This window comes from Burkholderia sp. Bp8998, from assembly GCF_003854235.1.
Lineage (GTDB): Bacteria > Pseudomonadota > Gammaproteobacteria > Burkholderiales > Burkholderiaceae > Burkholderia.
Map to the genome: position 1 here is coordinate 1 of NZ_QTQF01000011.1, position 20,602 is coordinate 20,602.

A 20,602-nucleotide genomic window follows, 5' to 3' on the forward strand; every position below is an offset into this window, starting at 1 on the left:
GCCGCGACCTTCGCGAGCGAGCCGCCGAATTTGCCGACCGCGGTCCGCGCGGCCGATACGATCACTACGTCCGTCATTTCCGTTTCCTCCGGGCCCGCACGACACGGCGCATCGCCACCGGCCCTGTTAAAAAAACTGCGGTGCATCGGACAGCGTGCGCCGCTGTCCGGTTTTCGTCAATCGCGCTGCAACACGTAGCGGCCCGGCGCCGGCTCGATCACCGGGAACTGCGCGGACCCGGCCTTGGCGGGCGGCGCCACCTTGCGGCCGCCGTACTGGTCGAGCCACTCGACCCAGGTCGTCCACCAGCTGCCCGGCTGCTCGGTCGCGCCGGCAAGCCAGTCGTCCGCGGATTCGGGCAGCTCGTTGTCGTTGATCCAGTAGCTGCGCTTCTTCTTCGCCGGCGGATTGATCACACCCGCGATGTGGCCCGACGCGCCGAGCACGAACTTCAGCGGGCCCGTCAGGATCGCCGTCGATGCGTAGGCCGTCTGCCACGGCACGATGTGATCCTCGCGCGACCCGTAGATGAAGGTCGGCACGTCGATGCGCGACAGGTCGACGGGCTCGCCGCACACCGTCAACGCGCCCGGCACGCGGAGCTTGTTCTCGAGATAGGTATTGCGCAGGTACCACGCGTACATCGGACCCGGCAGGCTCGTCGAGTCGCTGTTCCAGTACAGCAGGTCGAACGCGGCGGGCGTGCGGCCCTTCAGGTAGTTGTCGACGACGTAGTTCCACACGAGGTCGTTCGGCCGCAGGAACGAGAACGTGTTCGCGAACTCGACGCCGCGCATCAGCCCCGGCGCGGCGCCATTCTTGCCGCCGATGGTCTGCTCGCGCATCTGCACGTGCGCCTCGTCGACGAACACGTCGAGGATGCCGGTGTCGGTGAAGTCGAGCATCGCGGTCAGCAGCGTCATCGACGCGGCCGGATGTTCGCCGCGCGCGGCGAGCACCGACAGCGCGGTCGCGAGCATCGTGCCGCCGACGCAGAAGCCGAGCGTGTTGATCTGCTCGCGGCCGCTGACCTGCTGCACGGCGTCGATCGCCGCGAGCAGCCCTTCGTTCATGTAGTCGTCCCACGTCTTGTGCGCGACCGACGCATCGGCGTTGCGCCACGACACGAGGAACACCTGATGGCCGCTCGACAGCGCATGCGCGACGAGCGAATTCTCGGGCTGCAGGTCGAGGATGTAGAACTTGTTGATGCACGGCGGCACGATCAGCAGCGGCCGCTCGAACACCTTGTCGGTCTTCGGCGTGTACTGGATCAGCTGGATCAGGTCGTTCTCGTAGACGACCGCGCCTTCGGTACACCCGAGGTTCTTGCCGACCACGAATTGCGATTCGTCGGTCTGCGAAATCTTGCCGCGCTGCATGTCGCCGAGCAGGTTCATCATCCCCTGCCGCAGGCTTTCGCCCTGCGTCTCGAGGATCGATTTCTGCGCATCGGGATTGAGCGCGAGGAAGTTGCTCGGCGCGGCGGCGGCCGTCCATTGCTGGACGGAGAAACGGATGCGTTCGCGCGTCTTCGGATCGGTCTCGAGCGCGTCGGCCAGCTCCTGCAGGTAGCGCGCGTTCAGCAGATACCACGCAGCCGCGAACGCATGCGCGGGCGACGCCTTCCAGGCATCGGCGCTGAAGCGGCGGTCCTTCAGTTCAGGCGACTCGAGCTTCGTGGCGGCGGCCTGCTGCATCAGCGTCAGGCAGTCGCGGGCATAGTCGGCCTGCAGCTTCTGGAGCCGTTCGGGCGGGATCGCGGCAACCGGCAGCTTGAGCCCCGCGAACGGCGATGCCAGGCCGCCGAGGGCGCCCAGATCCGGCATCGACGGCATCTGGAACGGCACCGATGTCGGGAACTGGAATGCGGTGAACGGATTCGCGGTGGTCGCCGCCGTCGCGGCGCGTGCCGGATCGGCGAAACCGCGCCAGGCGTTCAGCCATGCCTCGAACATCTGCTGCATCGGCTGGGCAGCCTGGCCGAATCCAGTACTGCCCGCGGAAGTGCCCGCCTGAGCGGACGTCGACGAGTTTTTCGATGCTGTCATTACCTGCCTTACCGGTGATTCGTGAGCGTCTATCGTGAAATCCTGCTCGCGCGCGGCGTGCCGGTTGCGAGCCGGGCCGTCATGCTCTGGAGAGGCGTCTCCAGATTCTGCCGCAGTGCGGTATTTTTATCATTATCGTTTTCCCCATGTGAAGCATTGCGTCAAACCACTGAACATTTCTGCCCGGAGATAATCCGCGCGCAACAAGCGGGACAAGGCTTCCGGCGAAACATAAAACATTTTGATTGACTTGACTTCGGGATTATTCATTCGGTTGCCCATGCAACGTCGCATTGCCGCGCCAATATCGAGATAACCCGATTTTGCAGCGCAACAAGCCGCGCGCGCAAGCGCGCGCGGTCAGCCGTCAATCGGCCAGCCAGATCGCCGCCGCCATGCGGCCGGTCACGCGGTCGCGCCGGTACGAATAGAAGCGTGCGTGTTCGGTGACCGTGCACGCGGTCCCGCCGCTCACGTGCGCAACACCTGCACGCGCGAGGCGCAGGCGCGCGAGCGCATGGAGGTCGGCGAGGTACTTGCCGGGCGCGCCGTCGATTGCGACGAACGCTTGCCGCGTCTCATCATGCTCCGACTGCGGAGCCGTGTCGAGAAACGCCTCGCGCACGTCGGCGCCCACTTCAAATGCCTGCGGGCCAATCGCGGGCCCGAGGTACGCATGGAGCGCATCCGTCGCACCGCCGGCGAGTGCTGCAACGCGGGCCGCGGTCTGCTCGACGATGCCGGCCGCAAGCCCGCGCCAGCCTGCATGCGCCGCGCCCACCGCCCGGCCCTGCGCATCGCACAGCAGCACCGGCAGGCAATCCGCGACCATCACGACACAGACCGCCCCCGCGCGGTCGGTCACGCTCGCGTCGGCCTGCACGGCCGCCGCGGCACCCGGTGCGGCCTCGATCACTTCGTCCGCACGCACGACCTGCGCGCCGTGAACCTGTTCGAGCCATGCCGCACGCGACTGGCCCGCCAACGCGAGCAAGCGCGCGCGATTCGCCGCGACATGGGCCGGATCGTCACCGGTGTGCAGGCCGAGATTCATCCCGCCCGGCAACGCGGCACCGTCCTGCCAGCGCCCGTACGGGCCTTCGCTCACGCCGCCGTCACGCGTCGTGATCAGCGCGCGCACGCGCGGCGCCACCCGCCAGTCGGGCTGCACGCAGTCCTGCCACGTCAACGGCGCCAGGTTCGTCATCGGCACTCACTCCTCCTCATCGTCGTAATCCTCGTCGTGGTCCTGATAGTCGCCGGCGAAATCGTCATCGTCGTAGACACCGTCTTCATCGTCGAATTCCTCTTCGCCCTGCCCGAAGCCCAGCGCCGCGACGAGTGCGTTCATGTCGTCCGGCAACGGGCAGCGCCACTGCATCGTCTTGCCCGTGACCGGATGCACGAGGCCGAGCCGCCATGCGTGCAGCGCCTGCCGCGCGAACCCGTCCGGCAGCGGCGCGACCGAGCGCTTGCCACGCGCGCGCCCGTACACCGGATCGCCGAGCAGCGGATGCCCGACATGCGAGCAGTGCACGCGGATCTGATGCGTGCGGCCGGTTTCGAGGTCGCACTGGATCGCGGACACCGGCTGACGTTGCCACATGCATGTGTCAACCGTGCGGAAATGCGTGCGCGCGGGCTTGCCCGACGCGCCGGTGACGACGGCCATGCGCGTGCGCTCGCGCGGATCGCGGCCGATCGGCGCGTCGATCGTGCCGTCTTCGGGCATCATGCCCCACACGAGCGCGAAATAGCGGCGCTTCACCGTGCGCGCCTGCAGCTGGCGCACGAGGTCGGTCTGCGCGGCGAGTGTGCGCGCAACCACCATCAGGCCGGACGTCTCCTTGTCGAGCCGGTGCACGATACCCGCGCGCGGCAGGCCGGCTGCCGCGTCGCCATAGCGGTGCAGCAGGCCGTTGAGGATCGTGCCGCTCCAGTTGCCGGCAGCCGGGTGGACGACGAGGCCCGCCGGCTTGTTGATGACGACGAGCGCGTCGTCCTCATAGATGACGTCGAGCGGCACCGGCTCCGGCGTGAACGCCAGCTGCTCCGGCAGCAGGTCGGGCACGAGCTCGATCCTCGCGCCGAGCGGCACCGGCTGGCGGATCTTCGCCGGCGCGCCGTCGACCAGCACGCGTTGCGCCTCGATCCAGCTCTGCAGGCGGCTGCGGGAGAATTCGGGGAACAGTTGGGCAAGTGCCTTGTCGAGGCGTTCACCCGCGAGCGACAGCGGCACTTCGACGACGCGCGGCGTCTCGTCGGCCGCCACGGACGGCACGACAGGCGGCTGCATCGCGTCTGCAGCCAGATCATCATCGGGGGAATCCCCCGACGCAGCGTCGGCGGGCCGATCGCTTGGGCTATAATCTTCGCGATTTGACTTGCCCCGCGGGGCATTCTGCGAACTTGAACGGGTCATTTAGACTGGGTCACCGAGACTTGAAGCTAGGACATGCGAGCATGATGAATTCGACCAAACGTACGGCCAAAACCGTCGCCGCCCGAGCTGCGGTGGTAGCGGCCGCGGCCCTCATCGCCGGCTGCCACGGCTTGCCGCAGAAGCAGGACGAGACGGCTACCTGGTCGAACAACAAATTATACTCAGAGGCCCAGGACGCACTGTCCGGCGGCGACTGGGGCAAGTGCGCGAAATATTTCGAATCGCTGCAAGGCCGCGATCCGTTCGGCCATTTCGCGCAACAGGCGCAGATCAACGTCGCGTACTGCAACTGGAAGGACAACGAAGCGGCAGCCGCCGACCAGGCCGTCGACCGCTTCATCCAGCTGCATCCGGATCACCCGGATATCCCGTACGCGTACTACCTGAAGGGGATGATCCACTTCAACGACGATCTCGGCCTGTTTGGCCGCTTCTCCGGCCAGGACATGAGCGAGCGCGATCCGCAGGCACTGCGCGAATCGTACGACGCGTTCAAGGTCGTCGTCGACCGCTTTCCGAAGAGCAAGTACGCGCCCGACGCCGCCGCCCGGATGCGCTATATCGTCAACGCGCTCGCCTCGCACGAAGTGCACGCGGCCGACTACTACTATCGGCGCGGCGCCTATGTCGCGGCGATCAACCGTGCTCAGCTCGCGATCAAGGATTACAAGGGTGCGCCGGCGATCGAGGACGCGCTGCACATCATGATCCTGTCGTACGGCAAGCTGAACCAGCCGCAACTCGCGGAAGACACGAAGCGCGTGCTGGCCGGAACCTTCCCGGACAGCCCGTACATCACCGGCCACTCGCGCCCCGGCACGAAGAAGTCGTGGTGGCAGTTCTGAGCGACGCCCGCCACACAACAAAAAACCCGGCCATCGAGCCGGGTTTTTTGTTGGTGCCGCCCGTAGCAGGCGGCGGTTCGGTCACGCGCGTTTTTCCGCGCGATGTTCGTCGAAGAAGTCCTGCACGACCGCAATCTCGCGGGTGCGCTTGAACGGCGGCAGGCTCTGCCAGATCCGGCGACCGTAAGGCTTGTCGACGAGCCGCGTGTCGCAGATCATCAGCACGCCGCGATCGGTCTCCGCGCGAATCAGGCGACCCGCGCCCTGCTTCAGCGTGATCACGGCCTGCGGCAGCTGGTGAACCGCGAACGGGCTCAAGCCCTTTTTGGTCAGCGCGTCGAGCCGCGCGGCCAGCACCGGATCGTCGGGCGGCGCGAACGGCAGCTTGTCGATCACGACGAGCGACAGCGCGTCGCCGCGCACGTCCACGCCTTCCCAGAAGCTCTGGCTGCCGACGAGGATCGCATTGCCGTACGAACGGAAGCGATCGAGCAGCTCGGTACGGCTGGCATCGCCCTGCACCAGCAGCGGCATGTTCCAGCCGCGCGCCTCGATCACGTCGCGCAGCTTCGACGCGATCCGGTCAACCGCGCGCAGTGTCGTGCACAGCATGAAGACACCGCCACCCGACGCCTCGATCGCCGGCAACGCGGCGTCGAACACCGCATCGGTAAACGCCGGCGACGACGGCTGCGGCAAGTTGCGCGGCACGTACAGCAGGCCCTGCGTCTGATAGTCGAACGGGCTCGCGAGTGTCATCGAGCGCCGCGAGCTGAGACCCATCTGGGCCGCATAGTGCGTGAAGTCGCCGCGCACCGACAGCGTCGCCGACGTGAAGACCCATGCGCGCGGCACGCCGGCGCGCTGCTTCGCGAAAATCGGCGCGACCGACAGCGGCGTTTCGTGCAGCTGGACGGTATGCGCGAATACCTCGACCCAGCGCACCTTCTCGTTCGGGTCGTCGGCAGCCGCCTCGTCGCCGGCCGCGGCGGCATCGGCCTTCGCGGCCGCTTCCGCCGCACCGGGCTCGACCCAGCCCGCGAGCAGGTCCTGCAGCTCGCGCGCGCGCCGCAGGCACGCGCCGAGCGATTCCGCCCGCTCGGCCTGGCTCGCGAGCGCCGAGGCAAGCGCGTCGAGCGCCACTTCAAGCGCGTCGAGCGCGCCGAACATCGGGTGATCGTCACCCAGTTGCGCGAGCGACATGCGCACGATCTGGTCGTTCGCGAACGCGAGGCGCAGGTCGCGCGCCGCGCGCTCGAGATCACCGCCGAGCTTCACCCACTCGACCGCATCGCGCGCATGGCTCAGGCCTTCGGCAACCGTGTCGCGCGCGAGTTCGAGAATCTGCGTGGTCGACAGCGTCTCGCCGAAGAACAGCGTGGCCGTCTCCGGCAGCTGGTGCGCTTCGTCGAAGATCACCGTGTTCGCGTTCGGCAGCAGTTCGGCCATCCCGGTGTCGCGCAGCATGATGTCCGCGAAGAACAGGTGATGGTTGACGACGACGACGTCGGCCTGCTGTGCCTCCCGCCGCGCCTGCATCACGAAGCACTCCTTGTAATGCGGGCACTCCTGGCCGAGGCAGTTGTCGCGCGTCGACGTGACCATCGACCACACGGGCGCCGTCTCCGGCACGCTCGCGAGCTCGGCCTTGTCGCCGCTCTTCGTGATCTTCGCGAACCGGACGATTTCCTGCAGGTACGCGGTGTCCTGCCGCGACGGCAGGCGGCCGTTGTCGGCCGTGCGCTGCAGGTAGTAATGGCACAGGTAGTTCGAGCGGCCCTTGAGCATCGCGACCGTCACCGGCACCGCGAGCGCGTTGCGCACCGTCGGGATGTCGCGCTGGAACAGCTGGTCCTGCAGATGCTTCGTGCCGGTCGACACGATCACCTTGCCGCCCCACAGCATCGCGGGCACCAGGTACGCATAGGTCTTGCCGGTACCCGTGCCGGCCTCGACGATCAGCGTGTTGTCGGCGGCGTCGCCAGCGGTGTCGGCGGCTGTGCCGTCCGCGGCGGACTCGGGCGCCTGGTCGCCTTCGCCGAGGCGGCGCGCCGGCCGCTTGCGGGTCTCGAAGATTTCCGGCTCGGGCATCCGGCGCGCGGACGCCTCCATCGCGGACGCGACCGCGCGCGCCATCTCGATCTGCGACTGGCGCGGGTGATAGCCGTCGAGCGCGCGCGCGAGCAGTCCGCCCTCGCCGAAGATCGTATCGAGTTCGTCGACGCGCTTGCGGCTCAGCTCGAAGGTGCCTTCGGGCGCACGAACGCGCCCGGCGGACGACGTGTCACGCCGGGCATCGGGGTTGGCTTCAAGCGGTGAATTCAAGGCAAGCGTTCCTGTGTCCAGCGCCCGGGCGGCGCCGGCGCTTGCCAGGCCGCGCTCAGGCGCGCTTATCCGGTTCCAGCTGCGATTGCAGCAAAATGATTTTGTCCTTGGCCGCCAGCTTTTCCTTCTTCAGCCGGTGCAGCGTGATGTCGTCGATGTCGGAGTGTCCTTCCTTCAGCTCGATCTCCCGAGCAAGCTGCTGGTGCTGCTCCTGCAATGCTGCCAAACGGTTGTGCAATTCCTGCTGCTGTTCCGTGGGACGGTTTTGCATATGCGCCTCCTCATCGAAGCAGCGCGCCGGCTGGCGTGCCGGCACGCACGAGACTGACTCCGGATCAATCCAACACGTTACTGCCCCTGCTGTTGCTGCTGCTTGGCCTTGCCGGCCGCTTCCTGCTGACGCCGCTCGACATCGGCCTTGTGCTGGGCCGCTTCCTTCTGCTTCTGCTCGTAGCGCGCGGCGTTGTCCGCCCGCTCCTGCGCCTTCTGCGCGCCCTGCTGGCGCGCCTGGTCGAGCTTGCGCTGGAAGTCCGCCTGCTTCTGGTCGTATGCCTGCTTGTTCGCGGCGCGCTGCGGCCCTTCCGCGCCGCGCTGCGTCTGCTTCAGTGCATTCTGCTCCTGCTTGTCGCGGAACGCAGCCGCGTTCGCCGCATCGTTCGCCGCGCGCTGCGGCGCTTCCGCCGCATCCTGCGCCTGCTTCAATGCCTGCTGCTGGTCGCGCTGCTGCGCCCGCACCGCGCGCTGCTCGTCGTCGAGCGCGAGCTGCTCCTGACGGATGCTCGCCCGCTCCTCGCGCATCTGGTCGCGCGCGACACCGAGACAGTGATTGACGAAGAACTTGCTGTAACAATCGTGCTCCGCCACGGCATAACGATAATCGTTTTCCGCGGAACGTTGATTGAGCACTTTTTGACGGGCGTCAAAATCCTGCGTGGCGGAGGGCGCGGCGGCGGCGTCCGGCGCGGTTGCGCCCGATGCCTGTGCGTACGCGACGGTAGACCCCGCGGACAAAGCCGCGGCAAGCGCTGCGCCGAGCGCGACGAGAGAAATGCGGGAAGTTGGCAACGTCGTAGGAAAGCTGCGGGACATGTGTCAAATTCTATCACCCCCGGCTGGACGCTCCGCCATTTATGGCAAAATGCCCCGCTTCACTCACCCGCGGCATCTGGTCCGTCGGGCCCGTCTCGCAGCCCGACGCGCGCGGCCTGCCGGCCCGCGCCGCGATTTCAGCAGGCAGATCATCCACGACATGACGGAAACCGTAGCACTCAAGATCGTACAGCGCATCGCCACCGAACTGTCCGTCCAGCCGCGCCAGGTCGCGGCGGCAGTGCAACTCCTCGACGAAGGCTCGACCGTTCCGTTCATTGCCCGGTACCGCAAGGAAGTGACCGGCAACCTGGACGACACGCAGCTGCGCCAGCTCGAGGAACGCCTCCTGTATCTGCGCGAGCTCGAGGATCGCCGCGCGGCGATCCTGTCGAGCATCGACGAACAGGGCAAGCTGACCGACGAACTGCGCGCCGCGATCGACGCGGCCGACAGCAAGCAGGTGCTCGAAGACCTTTATCTGCCGTACAAGCCGAAGCGCCGCACGCGTGCGCAGATCGCCCGCGAAGCCGGCCTCGAGCCGCTCGCGCAGGCCCTGCTCGCGAATCCGCTGCTCGATCCCCAGACCGAAGCCGCCGCGTACGTCGATGCCGACAAGGGCGTCGCCGACGTGAAGGCCGCGCTCGACGGCGCGCGCGACATCCTGTCCGAACAGTTCGGCGAAACGGCCGAACTGCTCGGCAAGCTGCGTGACTACCTGCACAGCCAGGGCGTCGTGTCGTCGGCGGTCGTCGAAGGCAAGGAAAACGAGGAAGGCGAGAAATTCCGCGACTACTACGACTACGCGGAAACGATCCGGACCGTACCGTCGCACCGCGCGCTCGCGCTGTTCCGTGGCCGCAACGCCGCTGTGCTGACCGTCAAGCTCGGTCTCGGCGAGGAACTCGACGCGCAGGTGCCGCATCCCGGCGAAGCGATGATCGCGCGCCATTTCGGGATCGCGAACCAGAGCCGCCCGGCCGACAAGTGGCTGTCCGACGTGTGCCGCTGGTGCTGGCGCGTGAAGGTGCAGCCGCACATCGAGAACGAACTGCTCACGCAACTGCGTGAAACGGCGGAAGCCGAGGCGATCCGCGTGTTCGCCCGCAACCTGAAGGACCTGCTGCTGGCCGCGCCGGCCGGCCCGAAGGCCGTGATCGGTCTCGACCCCGGCCTGCGCACGGGCGTGAAGGTCGCCGTGGTCGACCGCACCGGCAAGCTGCTCGCGACCGATACGATCTACCCGCACGAGCCGCGCCGCGACTGGGACGGCTCGCTCGCCAAGCTCGCGCGGATCGCCGCGCAGACGCAGGCCGAGCTGATCAGTATCGGCAACGGCACCGCGTCCCGTGAAACCGACAAGCTCGCGAGCGAGCTGATCTCCAGGCACCCCGAACTGCGGCTGCAGAAGATCGTCGTGTCGGAGGCCGGCGCGTCGGTCTACTCGGCGTCCGAACTGGCCGCGAAGGAATTCCCGGAACTCGACGTGTCGCTGCGCGGCGCCGTGTCGATCGCCCGCCGCCTGCAGGACCCGCTCGCCGAGCTCGTGAAGATCGAGCCGAAGGCGATCGGCGTCGGCCAGTACCAGCACGACGTGAACCAGCGCGAACTCGCCCGCTCGCTCGACGCGGTGGTCGAGGATTGCGTGAACGCGGTCGGCGTCGACGCGAACACCGCGTCGGTCGCGCTGCTCGCGCGCGTGTCGGGCCTGAACGCCACGCTCGCACGCAACATCGTCGACTATCGCGACGCGAACGGTCCGTTCCCGTCGCGCGACCACCTGCGCAAGGTGCCGCGCCTCGGCGACAAGACCTTCGAACAGGCGGCCGGCTTCCTGCGCATCAACGGCGGCGAGAATCCGCTCGACCGCTCGTCGGTGCACCCGGAAGCCTATCCGGTCGTCGAGCGGATCCTCGCGAAGATCAGCAAGCGGATCGACGACGTGCTCGGCAGCCGCGACGCGCTGTCCGGGCTGTCGCCGACCGAATTCGTTGACGAACGTTTCGGCCTGCCGACGGTGCGCGACATCCTGTCCGAACTCGAAAAACCGGGTCGTGACCCGCGCCCCGAATTCAAGACCGCCACGTTCCGCGATGGCGTCGAGAAGGTGTCCGACCTGATGCCGGGCATGCTGCTCGAAGGGGTCGTGACGAACGTCGCGGCATTCGGCGCGTTCGTGGATGTCGGCGTGCACCAGGACGGCCTCGTCCACGTGTCCGCGATGTCGACGAAGTTCATCAAGGATCCGCACGAAGTCGTGAAGGCAGGCCAGGTCGTCAAGGTCAAGGTGCTCGACGTCGACGTGAAGCGCCAGCGCATTGCGCTGACGATGCGCCTCGACGACGAAGCGGCCGCGCCCGGCATGGCGCCGCGCGGCGGCCAGGATCGCGGCAATGCCGGCCGCGGTGCGGCCCGCCCGCAGCGTTCGCGCGAACCGGAACCGGCCGGCGCGATGGCCGCGGCGTTCGCGAAACTGAAGCGCTGAACACGCGAAGGCTGTCGATGGACGAAAAAAAGCCCGCCGAAAGGCGGGCTTTTTGTTTGCTTGGCGCATCGCAGCGCCGGACTTGCATGGGCCGCATGCGCGGCCCCGTGCTCCGGTCAGATCTCGATTTTGGTACCGAGTTCGACCACGCGGTTTGCCGGGATCGAGAAGAAGTCGGTCGGCTTCGCCGCATTCTGATGCATCCATGCAAACACGCGTTCGCGCCAGATCGACATGCCGGGCAGATGCGTCGGCACGACCGTTTCGCGCGCGAGGAAGAACGACGTGTCCATCAGCTCGAACGTCATGTCGTGCGTGCGGCCGAATTCCTCGAGCACGGCCTTCACATCCGGCGTCTCGTTGAAGCCGTACTCGGCCTTGACGATGTACAGGCCGCCGCCCGCTTCGCGCGAGCTCAGGCGCTTGTCGTCGCGCACGTACGGAATGTCGCGCGTGACGAACGTCAGGAAGATGGTTCGCTCGTGCAGCACCTTGTTGTGCTTCAGGTTGTGCAGCAGGCTGACGGGCACGAGCTTGTCGTTGCCGGTCAGGTAGATCGCGGTGCCCGACACGCGGTGCGGCGGGTGCGCGAGCAGCCCCTGCAGGAACGGCTCGAGCGGGATACCGTCGGCGGCCGTGCGCTCCTTGACGATGTGGCGCCCCTTGTACCAGGTCATCAGCAGGAAGAACAGCAGCGCACCGATGCCGAGCGGCAGCCAGCCGCCCTGCGCGACCTTCAGCAGGTTCGCGCCGAAAAAGCCCAGGTCGACCGCGAGGAACACCGCGATGATCGCGCCGACGAGCAGCCGGTTCCAGTTCCACACCTTCACCATCACGACGGCCGCGAGCACGGTCGTGATCACCATCGTCGCCGTCACCGCGATGCCGTACGCGGCCGCGAGGTTGTCGGAGCTCTTGAAACCGATCACGATGCAAAGGATCACGAACAGCAGCAGCCAGTTCACGACGGGCACGTAAATCTGGCCGATCGCCAGCTCGGACGTATGCAGCACCTTCATGCGTGGCACATAGCCGAGCTGGATCGCCTGCGACGTCAGCGAATACGCGCCCGAAATCACGGCCTGCGAAGCGATCACGGTCGCGACCGTCGACAGAACGACGAGCGGCAGCAACCCCCATTCGGGCGCCAGCAGGAAGAACGGGTTTTCTATCGCTTTCGGGTTCTGGATCAACAGCGCGCCCTGGCCGAAGTAGTTCAGCACAAGCGAAGGCATCACGAGCCCGTACGCGGCGAGGCGGATCGGCTTCGCGCCGAAGTGGCCCATGTCCGCGTAGAGCGCTTCCGCGCCGGTCAGCACCAGCACGACCGAACCGAGCACGACGTAGGCCTGCAGCAGGTGGTCGGCCATGAACGACGCTGCGTAATACGGGTTGATCGCCGCGATGATGCCCGGCACGCGCACGATGTGGTACACGCCGAGTGCCGCGATCACGACGAACCACACCACCATGATCGGCCCGAACAGCTTGCCGACCATCGCGGTGCCGTGGCGCTGGATCCAGAACAGCGCGATCAGAATCACGATCGTGATCGGCAGCACGAGATGGGACAGATGCGGCGTCGCGATCTCGAGGCCTTCGACCGCCGACATCACGGAAATCGCGGGCGTGATCACGGCATCGCCGTAGAACATGCACGCACCGAAGATCCCGAGCGCCATCAGCGCGCCTGCGACGCGGGTTTTCGAGTCGAGGGGCCGCAGCGACAGCGCCATCAGCGCGAGCACACCGCCCTCGCCGTTGTTGTCGGCCCGCATCACGAACAACAGATACTTGATACCGACCACCAGGACGATCGCCCAGAACAGGAGCGAGATCACGCCGAGAATCGAGCTTTCGGTCAGCGGAATGCCGTGGGCGGGGCTGAACGCCTCCTTCAGCGCGTAAAGCGGGCTCGTGCCGATGTCGCCGAATACGACGCCGATGGCCGCTATCGCAAGCGCCTGCATCGAATGTTGGTGCGTCGAATGCGCGTGGGCTGCGTCGGTCGCCTGGATCGTGTCGTTCATATGAAACGTAATAATCGGGTCCGGTTCGGACAAAACGAGCGCTATTCTACTCGCGCCACCCTGAAAAACCGTCCTGCCTTGTTGCCCTTAAGCCACGTGATCCACGCCGCGCATGCAATCATGCGCGAGCTGTGGCAGGGCTGCCATGATAGCCGGGGCCACGCCATCTGCCTACCGCCCGCGCCGATCGCCGTGCCCGCCGGGCCGGTCCGCCAATGAAAAACGGCGCCGCAAGCGGCGCCGTACAAGGCTTTCCTTCGATCGGCCGGCCGCTTACGCGCCCGAACCGTCGCGCTGCGCGCGACCGCGCTTGATCCATGCCTCGAGGTTGTGCGGACGTACCGTGTCCCACTCTTCGAACGGCTGATGAATCCACGGATTCGTCGGCAGATACTGCGTGTGATAGTCCGGCTTCACCGTCGAGCACCCCTTGTACCAGAGCACGGCCGAGCGCACGGCCGTGACCGCCGGATAGCGCTCCTTCAGGTGCTCCTGCACGCGCGCGAGCGTGACGCCCGAATCGACGAGATCGTCGACCAGCAGCACGTTGCCCGCGAGTTGGCCGCGCGTCATCGTGATGTACTGCGCGATGTCCAGCTCGCCCTGCTCGGTGCCGGCCGCTTCGCGGTACGAACTCGTCGCGAGGATCGCGAGCGGGACATCGTAGATGCGCGACAGCTGGTCGCCGACGCGCAGACCGCCACGGGCGAGGCACAGGATCTGGTCGAACTTCCAGCCCGATTCGTGCACCTGAAGCGCGAGCAGCTCGATCAGACGATGGTATTCGTCCCAGCCGACCCACAGGTTCTTGTCGTCGTTGCGCGGATCGGTCATCAAGTCTGCCGCCGTCATCGTGATTTGCTGCGTCATGCTGAAAATTACACCTTGAACGGATGGCGGAGCAGGATCGTTTCGTCGCGATCCGGACCCGTCGAAACCATGTCGACCGGCACGCCGGCCACTTCCTGGACACGGGTCAGGTAGGCCTGCGCATTCGCCGGCAGTGCGTCCCACGTCTTGATGCCGACGGTGCTTTCCTTCCAGCCGGCGAACGTTTCGTACACGGGTTCGCAACGTGCGACGTCGGCCGCGCCGCGCGGCAGGATGTCCACGTCCTTGCCGTCGATCTTGTAGCCGACGCACAGCTTGACTTCATCGAGGCCGTCGAGCACGTCGAGCTTCGTCATGCACAGGCCCGACACGCCGTTGATCTGGATCGAGCGGCGCAGCGCCGCTGCGTCGAGCCAGCCGGTGCGGCGCGGACGGCCGGTGACCGAGCCGAATTCCTTGCCGACGTTCGCCAGCGTGACGCCGACCTGATCCTGACGCTGCGGGTTGTCCGCGTCGTACAGCTCGCTCGGGAACGGGCCCGAGCCGACGCGCGTGCAGTACGCCTTCGTGATGCCGAGGATGTAGTTCAGCTTCTGCGGACCAACGCCGGCGCCGGCCGATGCCGCACCCGCGACGCAGTTGCTTGACGTGACGAACGGATAGGTGCCGTGGTCGATGTCGAGCAGCGTGCCTTGCGCGCCTTCGAACAGCAGGTTCTGGCCAGCGTTGTTCGCGTCGTACAGGCGGCGCGACACGTCGGCCACCATCGGCTTCAGGCGATCGGCATAGCCGAGCATCGTGTCGAGCGTGGCCTGGAAATCGACGGCCGCGCCACCCAGGTACTGGGTCAGCACGAAGTTGTGGAAATCGAGGTTTTCGCGCAGGCGGTCGGCGAAGGTCTTCGCGTCGAACAGGTCCTGCACGCGCAGCGCGCGGCGGCCGACCTTGTCTTCGTACGCGGGGCCGATGCCGCGGCCGGTCGTACCGATCTTGCCCGCGCCCTTGCGCGCTTCGCGCGCCTGGTCGATCGCGATGTGGTACGGCAGGATCAGCGTCGTGGCTTCGGAGATGAACAGGCGATCGCGCACGTTCACACCGGCCTCTTCCAGCTCGCCGATTTCCTTGAACAGTGCCTCGGGGGACAGAACGACGCCGTTGCCGATGTAGCAGGCGACGCCTTCACGCATGATGCCCGACGGAATGAGGCGCAAGATGGTTTTCTTGCCGCCGATGATGAGGGTGTGGCCGGCGTTGTGACCGCCCTGGAAACGCACGACGCCCTGAGCGTGGTCCGTCAGCCAGTCGACGATCTTGCCCTTGCCTTCATCACCCCATTGCGTTCCCACGACGACGACATTGCGCCCGGGAGTCACGTTCACTGCGCTGGCAGACATGTTGATTCGTTAGCTGGTTAAAAACGTATTCTACCTATGTTCGCGGGCGATTCCGAATTTTTCCGTTTCGCTTCAACGATATGCACGCCGAACGACGGCCCGCGAACGCCTGTTTAACGGGGCTCGACCACCCATGCGCCGTTACGCTCGACGAGCGAACGATCGCAGGCGAACTCGTCGAGCACGTGGTCGTGCCCCGGCAATGCCTGGATCACGACCTCGCCCGCATCGCGCAGCGTCGCGACGGCCGCGCTCAACGCGTCGTCCTGCGCCCACGGCGCGAGAATCGCGGTGCCACGCGCTTCGATCGGCGAAATCCGGGCGAGCTCGCGCAGGTCGAGCGAGAAGCCCGTCGCCGGGCGGGCCCGACCGTAGGCCTGGCCCACGTGATCGTAACGGCCGCCGCGCGCGATCGCGTTCGGCACGCCGTCGATGTACGCCGTAAACATCGCGCCGCTGTGATACGCGTAGCCGCGCAGGTCGGCGAGATCGATCGCCACCTCGACGCCCTTCGCCTGGGCCGCGAGCTGCGCGAGATCGTCGAGTGCACGCGTGATCTCGGGCAGCACCGGCAGGCGCGCACGCGCTTCGTCAAGCACGCTCGCGTCGCCGTACAGATGCGGCAGCGCACGCAGCGCCGCGCGCGTGTCCGCGCCGAGATCGTCGGTGAGTTCGTTCAGCAGCGGCACGTCCTTGCCCGACAGCGCGTCGTGCAGCGCCTCGCCGCGCGCGGCGGCCTGCGCGTCGCGTGCGAGCAGCGCCGCGAGCACGCCTGCATGACACAAGTCCAGACGGATGCGCGACAGCCCCGCGAGGTGCAGCGCGTCGACCATCAGCTGCTGGATCTCGAGATCGGCTTCCAGCCCGGCATGTCCATAGATTTCGGCGCCGATCTGGATCTGTTCGCGCGTCGCGTGCAGGCCGCGCGGACGCGTATGCATCACGTGGCCCGCATAGCAGAGACGCGTCACGCCCTGGCGATTCAGCAGATGCGCGTCGATGCGCGCGACCTGCGGCGTGATGTCCGCGCGCAGGCCGAGCGTGCGGCCCGACAGCTGGTCGACCAGCTTGAAGGTACGCAGGCGCAGGTCGGTGCCGCCGCTCGTCAGCAGCGACTCGAGGTATTCGAGCAGCGGTGGCATCACCATCTCGTAGCCGTACGAACGGAAGCGGTCGAGCAGCCTGCGGCGCAGCTCCTCGATCTTGCGCGCTTCCGACGGCAGTACGTCGGCGATATTCTCGGGAAGTAACCAGGTCGACATCGGTACGGTCCTACGACGGGAAACAGGGCGCGACTCGCGCGCCGCGAGATGAATCGGAAATCGGAATCGGGCGGAACGAACGGCGGGGTGCGCCGTCTGGATCAGGTCTCCGATCAGGTGGCGAGCAACAGCAGGACGAGCCCGAGCGCCATCACGATGAGCCCGCCGATCCGGATATGGTGCGGCGGCCGCTCCGCTATTCTACGAAACGTGTCGCGCCAGGCGACAGGAAACACGAAGGGGAACGCCCCCTCGATGATCAGCATCAGTGCTACCGCGAGCAACAACGAGCCAGCCAGATCCATGCGAGCGACGGCGCCGCTCGACGCGGCACCCCAAAAAGTCAGTGTTTGCGGGGAGCGGATGCCGCCGGTGCGGCACCGCCCGTCGGGCTGCGCATGAAACGGAAGAACTCGCTGTCGGGGTCGACGACGATGATGTCGTTGCGCTTGAAGGTATTCCGGTAGGCCTGCAGGCTCGCATAGAACTGATAGAACTGCGGATCGCGGCCGAACGCATCGGCGGCGATCGACGCGGCCTTCGCGTCGCCCTCGCCCTTGATCGTCTGCGCGGACTTGTACGCATTCGCGAGCACCGCCTGCTGTTCGCGTTCCGCGTCGGCCTTGATCTGCTCGACATCGGCGGCCCCATCCGCGCGCACCCGTGCGGCCTGGTCGTGCAGCGCGGCAATCATCCGCTGATAGACGGCATCCGTCTGCGCAGCCGGCAAGTCGACGCGCGTCAACTGCACGTCGACCACGTCGACGCCGAAGCCCGATGCCTTCGCGCGCACCGCGTCGCGTGCCGCATTGGCAATGTCGCGCTGCCCGCCGAGCGCGTCGTCGAGCGCGCGCTTGCCGAACGCGTCGCCGAGTGCGCTCTTCAGCGCGCCGGCCAGACGTTCGCTCGCCGCCGCCGGATCGCCGCCCGTCGCCGTGAAATACTTCATCGGATCGCCGATCCGGTACTTGACCGCATACGCGACGAGCAGGTCGTGCTTGTCTTCAGTCGCCAGTTGCAGCGGATCCGACGACTCGAGCGATTGCAGGCGCGTGTCGATCAGCGTCGCCGTCTGCAACGGCGGCGGCAGCTTGAAATGGATGCCGGGGCCCGCGAGTTCGGGTTGCGCGCCATCGCGACCCGACAGCACGGCCGTATGGCGCGGGTCGACGGTCAGGACGGTCGACGACGCCGCGAAGGCAACGATCACGATTGCGACGACGAGCGCAATGATTCGGTTCATGTTCTGCGCTCCCCGTTACTTCGTATCGTCTTCGCGCGAGCGGCTGCGGAACGCTTCGCGCGATCGCAGCACGTCGCTGCCCGGTGCGGGCGCCCCCGCGGCCGAAGCCGCACTCGCGGGTGCGCTCGCCGCGGCGGCGGCCGGGGCCGACGCCGTGTCGGGCGCGGATGCGCCGGCAGGCGCCGCGGCATTCGCGGCGTTTTGTCGCCCCTGTTCGACGAGCTTGTCGAGTGGCAGGTACACGACGCTGTTGCCACCCTTGTTGCCGACGAACACCTTCGTCGCGTTCGAATAGATTGCCTGCATCGTCTCGAGGTACATCCGCTCGCGGATCACCGCGGGCGCCTTCGAATACTGCGCATAGACCTGCTTGAACCGGTCCGCGTCGCCTTCTGCCTCCGTGACCACGCGATCGGCATACGCCTTCGCTTCGTCGGCGAGTTTCGCGGCATCACCCTGCGCCTTCGGCAGCAGGTCGTTCGCATAGGCCTGCGCGGCACGCTTCGCGGCCTCGCGGTCATCGCGCGCCTTCGCGACTTCGGCGTACGCGGCCTGCGTCTGCTCGGGCGCCGCGACGCTCTGCATCGTGACGGCCGTGACCTCGAGCCCGGACTGGTAGCGATCGAGATCGCGCTGGATCGCGGCGGACAGCTGCTCGCGCAGCGCGTCGCGGTCCTGGTTCAGCATGTCGGCCGCGCTGCGCGTGCCGACGATCGCACGCACCGCGGCCTGAGCGGCCTGCGACACGCTGCGCTCGGGATCGACGCTGCGGAACAGGTAATCGGTTGCCGAACGGATCCGGTACTGGACGACGAAACGCACGTCGACGATGTCGGCGTCGCGCGTCAGCATCGCCGCCTCCTTCACGTTCGCGAGACGCACGACGTTGTTGCGGCCGATCTCGATCGAACGGACCAGCGACGTGTCGACGATCTCGTGCGACGCGAACGGATACGGCGCGCGCCAGTGCACGCCCTGGCCGACCGTGCCGGACAGCTTGCCGAACTGCAGCACGATGCCCGTCTGACCCTCCGGCACGACAAACAGCCCGCTGCCCGCGTAGACCGCGACCAGCACGCCGATCACGATGCCAACGCCGACACGCGCGGCCCGGCCGTTGTCGGGCCGGAAGCCGTTGCCGCCCTTGCCGCCGAACAGGCCGCTCAGACGCCGGTTGAAATTGCGCCACATCTCGTCGAGATCGGGCGGACCGTCACCGTCGCCACCGGGCGGACGCTTCGATTCGTTCGCACGCGGACGGGATCCGTCGTTGCCCTTGCCTTCACCGCGTCCCCAGCGGGGATCGTTGATCGACAGCAAGGCGCGCATCCGCCGCCAGGTACTCCGCTCGTTGTATTCGTTCACCAGAGTTTGTTCACCAGATTAGACGCCGGCTAACCGGCCGGGACCGGTTAGCGCCCCTGTTCGGAAATCGTGTGGTCTTCGTGTGGTTCAGCGGGTGCGCCGTCGAGCACGCCGTTGGGTAACGTCGCGCCGGAAAGGTGTTCCGCGGAGGCGATCTCGGCGATGGCGGCACGCAACGCATCAAGACCCTGACCGGTGCGCGCGCTCAAAAAGACGCGCGAAATATTACCATACTCGTCCCGCTCGACCGCGTCGCCGCGGGCCGCCAGCTCGGGCACGGCGTCGATCTTGTTGAACACCAGCACCTGCCGGATCGTGTCCGCGCCGATCTCGTGCAGCACGCCGTTCACCTGCTCGATCTGTTCGAGCCGCACCGCGCTCGACGCGTCGACCACGTGCAGCAGCAGATCCGCATGGATCGTTTCCTCGAGGGTCGCGCGAAACGCGGCAACCAGCTGGTGAGGCAGTTCGCGAATGAACCCGACCGTATCGGACACGACGATCTGGCCGGCCTCGTCGCCGAGGTACACGCGCCGCGACGTCGTATCGAGCGTGGCGAACAGCTGGTCGGCCGCATAGGCCTGCGCTTTCGTCAGCGCATTGAACAGCGTCGACTTGCCCGCGTTCGTATAGCCGACGAGCGACACCGACATCGTGCCGCTGCGCGCGCGCTGGCGACGCTGCGTGCTGTGCTGCCGGCGCAGCCGGTCGAGCCGCGACTTCAGCATCTTGATGCGCTCGCCGATCAGCCGGCGGTCGGTTTCGAGCTGGGTTTCGCCGGGGCCGCGCAGGCCGATACCGCCCTTTTGCCGCTCCAGGTGGGTCCACGCGCGAATCAGTCGGGTCGACAGGTATTGCAGCTGCGCGAGCTCCACCTGCAGCTTGCCTTCATGGCTGCGGGCACGCTGCGCAAAGATATCGAGGATGAGGCTCGTGCGATCGACCACCCGCCTGTTGAGCGCCTGCTCCAGATTGCGTTGCTGGGCCGGTGCGAGTGCGTGGTTGAAGATGACGATTTCGACGTTGTGCGCGTCGCAGGCAAGCCGCAATTCTTCGGCTTTGCCGCTGCCGATGAACATCTTGGCATCGGGACTGGCGCGACGACCTGTGAGGGTGACGGCGGGACGAGCCCCCGCACTGGAGGCAAGAAGACTGAGTTCTTCGAGACTGGCTTCGAAATCGGTCTTGCCGAAATCGATGCCGACGAGCGCTGCGTTGATCAAATTATCGGGTGTCAAG

At 66.8% G+C, this 20,602-nt stretch carries 17 protein-coding genes; 3 read left to right on the top strand and 14 right to left on the bottom strand.

Annotation, left to right across the window (positions count from 1 at the left end; all coding sequences use genetic code 11):
• Positions 1–176: 176 nt before the first annotated feature.
• Positions 177–2,051 carry a class I poly(R)-hydroxyalkanoic acid synthase gene (gene phaC / locus DIE06_RS13390; RefSeq protein WP_124661833.1) on the bottom strand — a complete coding sequence of 625 codons (1,875 nt, stop codon included), beginning with the start codon at positions 2,049–2,051 and terminating at the stop codon, positions 177–179.
• A gap of 21 nt (positions 2,052–2,072) precedes the next feature.
• Here phaC and DIE06_RS38680 point away from each other — a divergent pair, with 21 nt between their 5' ends.
• The gene (locus DIE06_RS38680) at positions 2,073–2,300 is read left to right on the top strand and encodes a hypothetical protein (RefSeq protein WP_124661834.1); all 228 of its coding nucleotides are present in this window, start codon (positions 2,073–2,075) and stop codon (positions 2,298–2,300) included.
• A 118-nt stretch (positions 2,301–2,418) separates the two neighbouring features.
• Here the strand turns inward: DIE06_RS38680 and pgeF are convergent, their stop codons facing one another.
• Positions 2,419–3,258 carry a peptidoglycan editing factor PgeF gene (pgeF, locus tag DIE06_RS13400; RefSeq protein WP_124661835.1) on the bottom strand — a complete coding sequence of 280 codons (840 nt, stop codon included), beginning with the start codon at positions 3,256–3,258 and terminating at the stop codon, positions 2,419–2,421.
• 6 nt (positions 3,259–3,264) lie between these two features.
• A complete protein-coding gene (locus DIE06_RS13405; RefSeq protein WP_124661836.1) occupies positions 3,265–4,473 on the bottom strand; it encodes an RluA family pseudouridine synthase in 1,209 nt (402 codons plus the stop codon).
• A gap of 41 nt (positions 4,474–4,514) precedes the next feature.
• Here DIE06_RS13405 and DIE06_RS13410 point away from each other — a divergent pair, with 41 nt between their 5' ends.
• Positions 4,515–5,339 (top strand): outer membrane protein assembly factor BamD, encoded by an 825-nt coding sequence (locus DIE06_RS13410; protein ID WP_124498569.1) that lies wholly within the window; start codon positions 4,515–4,517, stop codon positions 5,337–5,339.
• 81 nt (positions 5,340–5,420) lie between these two features.
• Here the strand turns inward: DIE06_RS13410 and DIE06_RS13415 are convergent, their stop codons facing one another.
• The 3 genes from DIE06_RS13415 to DIE06_RS13425 form a co-directional block, all read right to left on the bottom strand.
• Positions 5,421–7,664, bottom strand: coding sequence for an ATP-dependent DNA helicase (locus DIE06_RS13415; RefSeq protein WP_124661837.1), 2,244 nt, complete (start codon positions 7,662–7,664; stop codon positions 5,421–5,423).
• Positions 7,665–7,719: 55 nt separating this feature from the next.
• On the bottom strand, positions 7,720–7,935 hold the full coding sequence (locus tag DIE06_RS13420) for a YdcH family protein (RefSeq protein WP_006755091.1): 216 nt from the start codon (positions 7,933–7,935) through the stop codon (positions 7,720–7,722).
• 77 nt (positions 7,936–8,012) lie between these two features.
• The gene (locus tag DIE06_RS13425) at positions 8,013–8,753 is read right to left on the bottom strand and encodes a hypothetical protein (protein ID WP_124661838.1); all 741 of its coding nucleotides are present in this window, start codon (positions 8,751–8,753) and stop codon (positions 8,013–8,015) included.
• A gap of 160 nt (positions 8,754–8,913) precedes the next feature.
• On the opposite strand from DIE06_RS13425, the gene DIE06_RS13430 reads away from it, so the two are divergent.
• Entirely contained in the window at positions 8,914–11,238 is a 2,325-nt protein-coding gene (locus tag DIE06_RS13430; RefSeq protein WP_124661839.1) for a Tex family protein, read from the top strand.
• 116 nt (positions 11,239–11,354) lie between these two features.
• Here the strand turns inward: DIE06_RS13430 and DIE06_RS13435 are convergent, their stop codons facing one another.
• The 8 genes from DIE06_RS13435 to hflX all read right to left on the bottom strand — a co-directional run bounded on the left by DIE06_RS13435 (position 11,355) and on the right by hflX (position 20,586).
• A complete protein-coding gene (locus DIE06_RS13435; protein WP_124661840.1) occupies positions 11,355–13,268 on the bottom strand; it encodes a potassium transporter Kup in 1,914 nt (637 codons plus the stop codon).
• A 273-nt stretch (positions 13,269–13,541) separates the two neighbouring features.
• Positions 13,542–14,138, bottom strand: coding sequence for a phosphoribosyltransferase (locus DIE06_RS13445; RefSeq protein ID WP_124661841.1), 597 nt, complete (start codon positions 14,136–14,138; stop codon positions 13,542–13,544).
• Between the two features lie 8 nt (positions 14,139–14,146).
• On the bottom strand, positions 14,147–15,493 hold the full coding sequence (locus DIE06_RS13450) for an adenylosuccinate synthase (protein ID WP_044848883.1): 1,347 nt from the start codon (positions 15,491–15,493) through the stop codon (positions 14,147–14,149).
• Positions 15,494–15,606: 113 nt separating this feature from the next.
• Complete coding sequence (locus DIE06_RS13455) at positions 15,607–16,755, bottom strand: ATP phosphoribosyltransferase regulatory subunit (protein ID WP_124661842.1); 1,149 nt, start codon at positions 16,753–16,755, stop codon at positions 15,607–15,609.
• 113 nt (positions 16,756–16,868) lie between these two features.
• Positions 16,869–17,060, bottom strand: coding sequence for a DUF2065 domain-containing protein (locus tag DIE06_RS13460; protein ID WP_009687995.1), 192 nt, complete (start codon positions 17,058–17,060; stop codon positions 16,869–16,871).
• A gap of 38 nt (positions 17,061–17,098) precedes the next feature.
• Entirely contained in the window at positions 17,099–17,998 is a 900-nt protein-coding gene (gene hflC, locus DIE06_RS13465) for a protease modulator HflC (RefSeq protein ID WP_124661843.1), read from the bottom strand.
• 15 nt (positions 17,999–18,013) lie between these two features.
• The gene (hflK, locus tag DIE06_RS13470) at positions 18,014–19,363 is read right to left on the bottom strand and encodes an FtsH protease activity modulator HflK (protein ID WP_124661844.1); all 1,350 of its coding nucleotides are present in this window, start codon (positions 19,361–19,363) and stop codon (positions 18,014–18,016) included.
• Positions 19,364–19,410: 47 nt separating this feature from the next.
• Positions 19,411–20,586: a GTPase HflX gene (hflX, locus tag DIE06_RS13475; RefSeq protein WP_185733403.1), complete on the bottom strand. Its 1,176-nt coding sequence runs from the start codon at positions 20,584–20,586 to the stop codon at positions 19,411–19,413.
• Between the last annotated feature and the right edge of the window lie 16 nt (positions 20,587–20,602).

Coding starts and splice junctions, on each gene's coding strand:
- DIE06_RS13430 (WP_124661839.1), top strand. CDS start 8,914: ATGACGGAAACCGTAGCACTCAAGATCGTACAGCGCATCGCCACCGAA.
- DIE06_RS13405 (WP_124661836.1), bottom strand. CDS start 4,473: ATGACCCGTTCAAGTTCGCAGAATGCCCCGCGGGGCAAGTCAAATCGC.
- DIE06_RS13460 (WP_009687995.1), bottom strand. CDS start 17,060: ATGGATCTGGCTGGCTCGTTGTTGCTCGCGGTAGCACTGATGCTGATC.
- phaC (WP_124661833.1), bottom strand. CDS start 2,051: ATGACAGCATCGAAAAACTCGTCGACGTCCGCTCAGGCGGGCACTTCC.
- pgeF (WP_124661835.1), bottom strand. CDS start 3,258: ATGACGAACCTGGCGCCGTTGACGTGGCAGGACTGCGTGCAGCCCGAC.
- DIE06_RS13445 (WP_124661841.1), bottom strand. CDS start 14,138: ATGACGCAGCAAATCACGATGACGGCGGCAGACTTGATGACCGATCCG.
- DIE06_RS13455 (WP_124661842.1), bottom strand. CDS start 16,755: ATGTCGACCTGGTTACTTCCCGAGAATATCGCCGACGTACTGCCGTCG.
- DIE06_RS13420 (WP_006755091.1), bottom strand. CDS start 7,935: ATGCAAAACCGTCCCACGGAACAGCAGCAGGAATTGCACAACCGTTTG.
- DIE06_RS13425 (WP_124661838.1), bottom strand. CDS start 8,753: ATGTCCCGCAGCTTTCCTACGACGTTGCCAACTTCCCGCATTTCTCTC.
- hflC (WP_124661843.1), bottom strand. CDS start 17,998: ATGAACCGAATCATTGCGCTCGTCGTCGCAATCGTGATCGTTGCCTTC.
- DIE06_RS13410 (WP_124498569.1), top strand. CDS start 4,515: ATGATGAATTCGACCAAACGTACGGCCAAAACCGTCGCCGCCCGAGCT.
- DIE06_RS13450 (WP_044848883.1), bottom strand. CDS start 15,493: ATGTCTGCCAGCGCAGTGAACGTGACTCCCGGGCGCAATGTCGTCGTC.
- DIE06_RS13435 (WP_124661840.1), bottom strand. CDS start 13,268: ATGAACGACACGATCCAGGCGACCGACGCAGCCCACGCGCATTCGACG.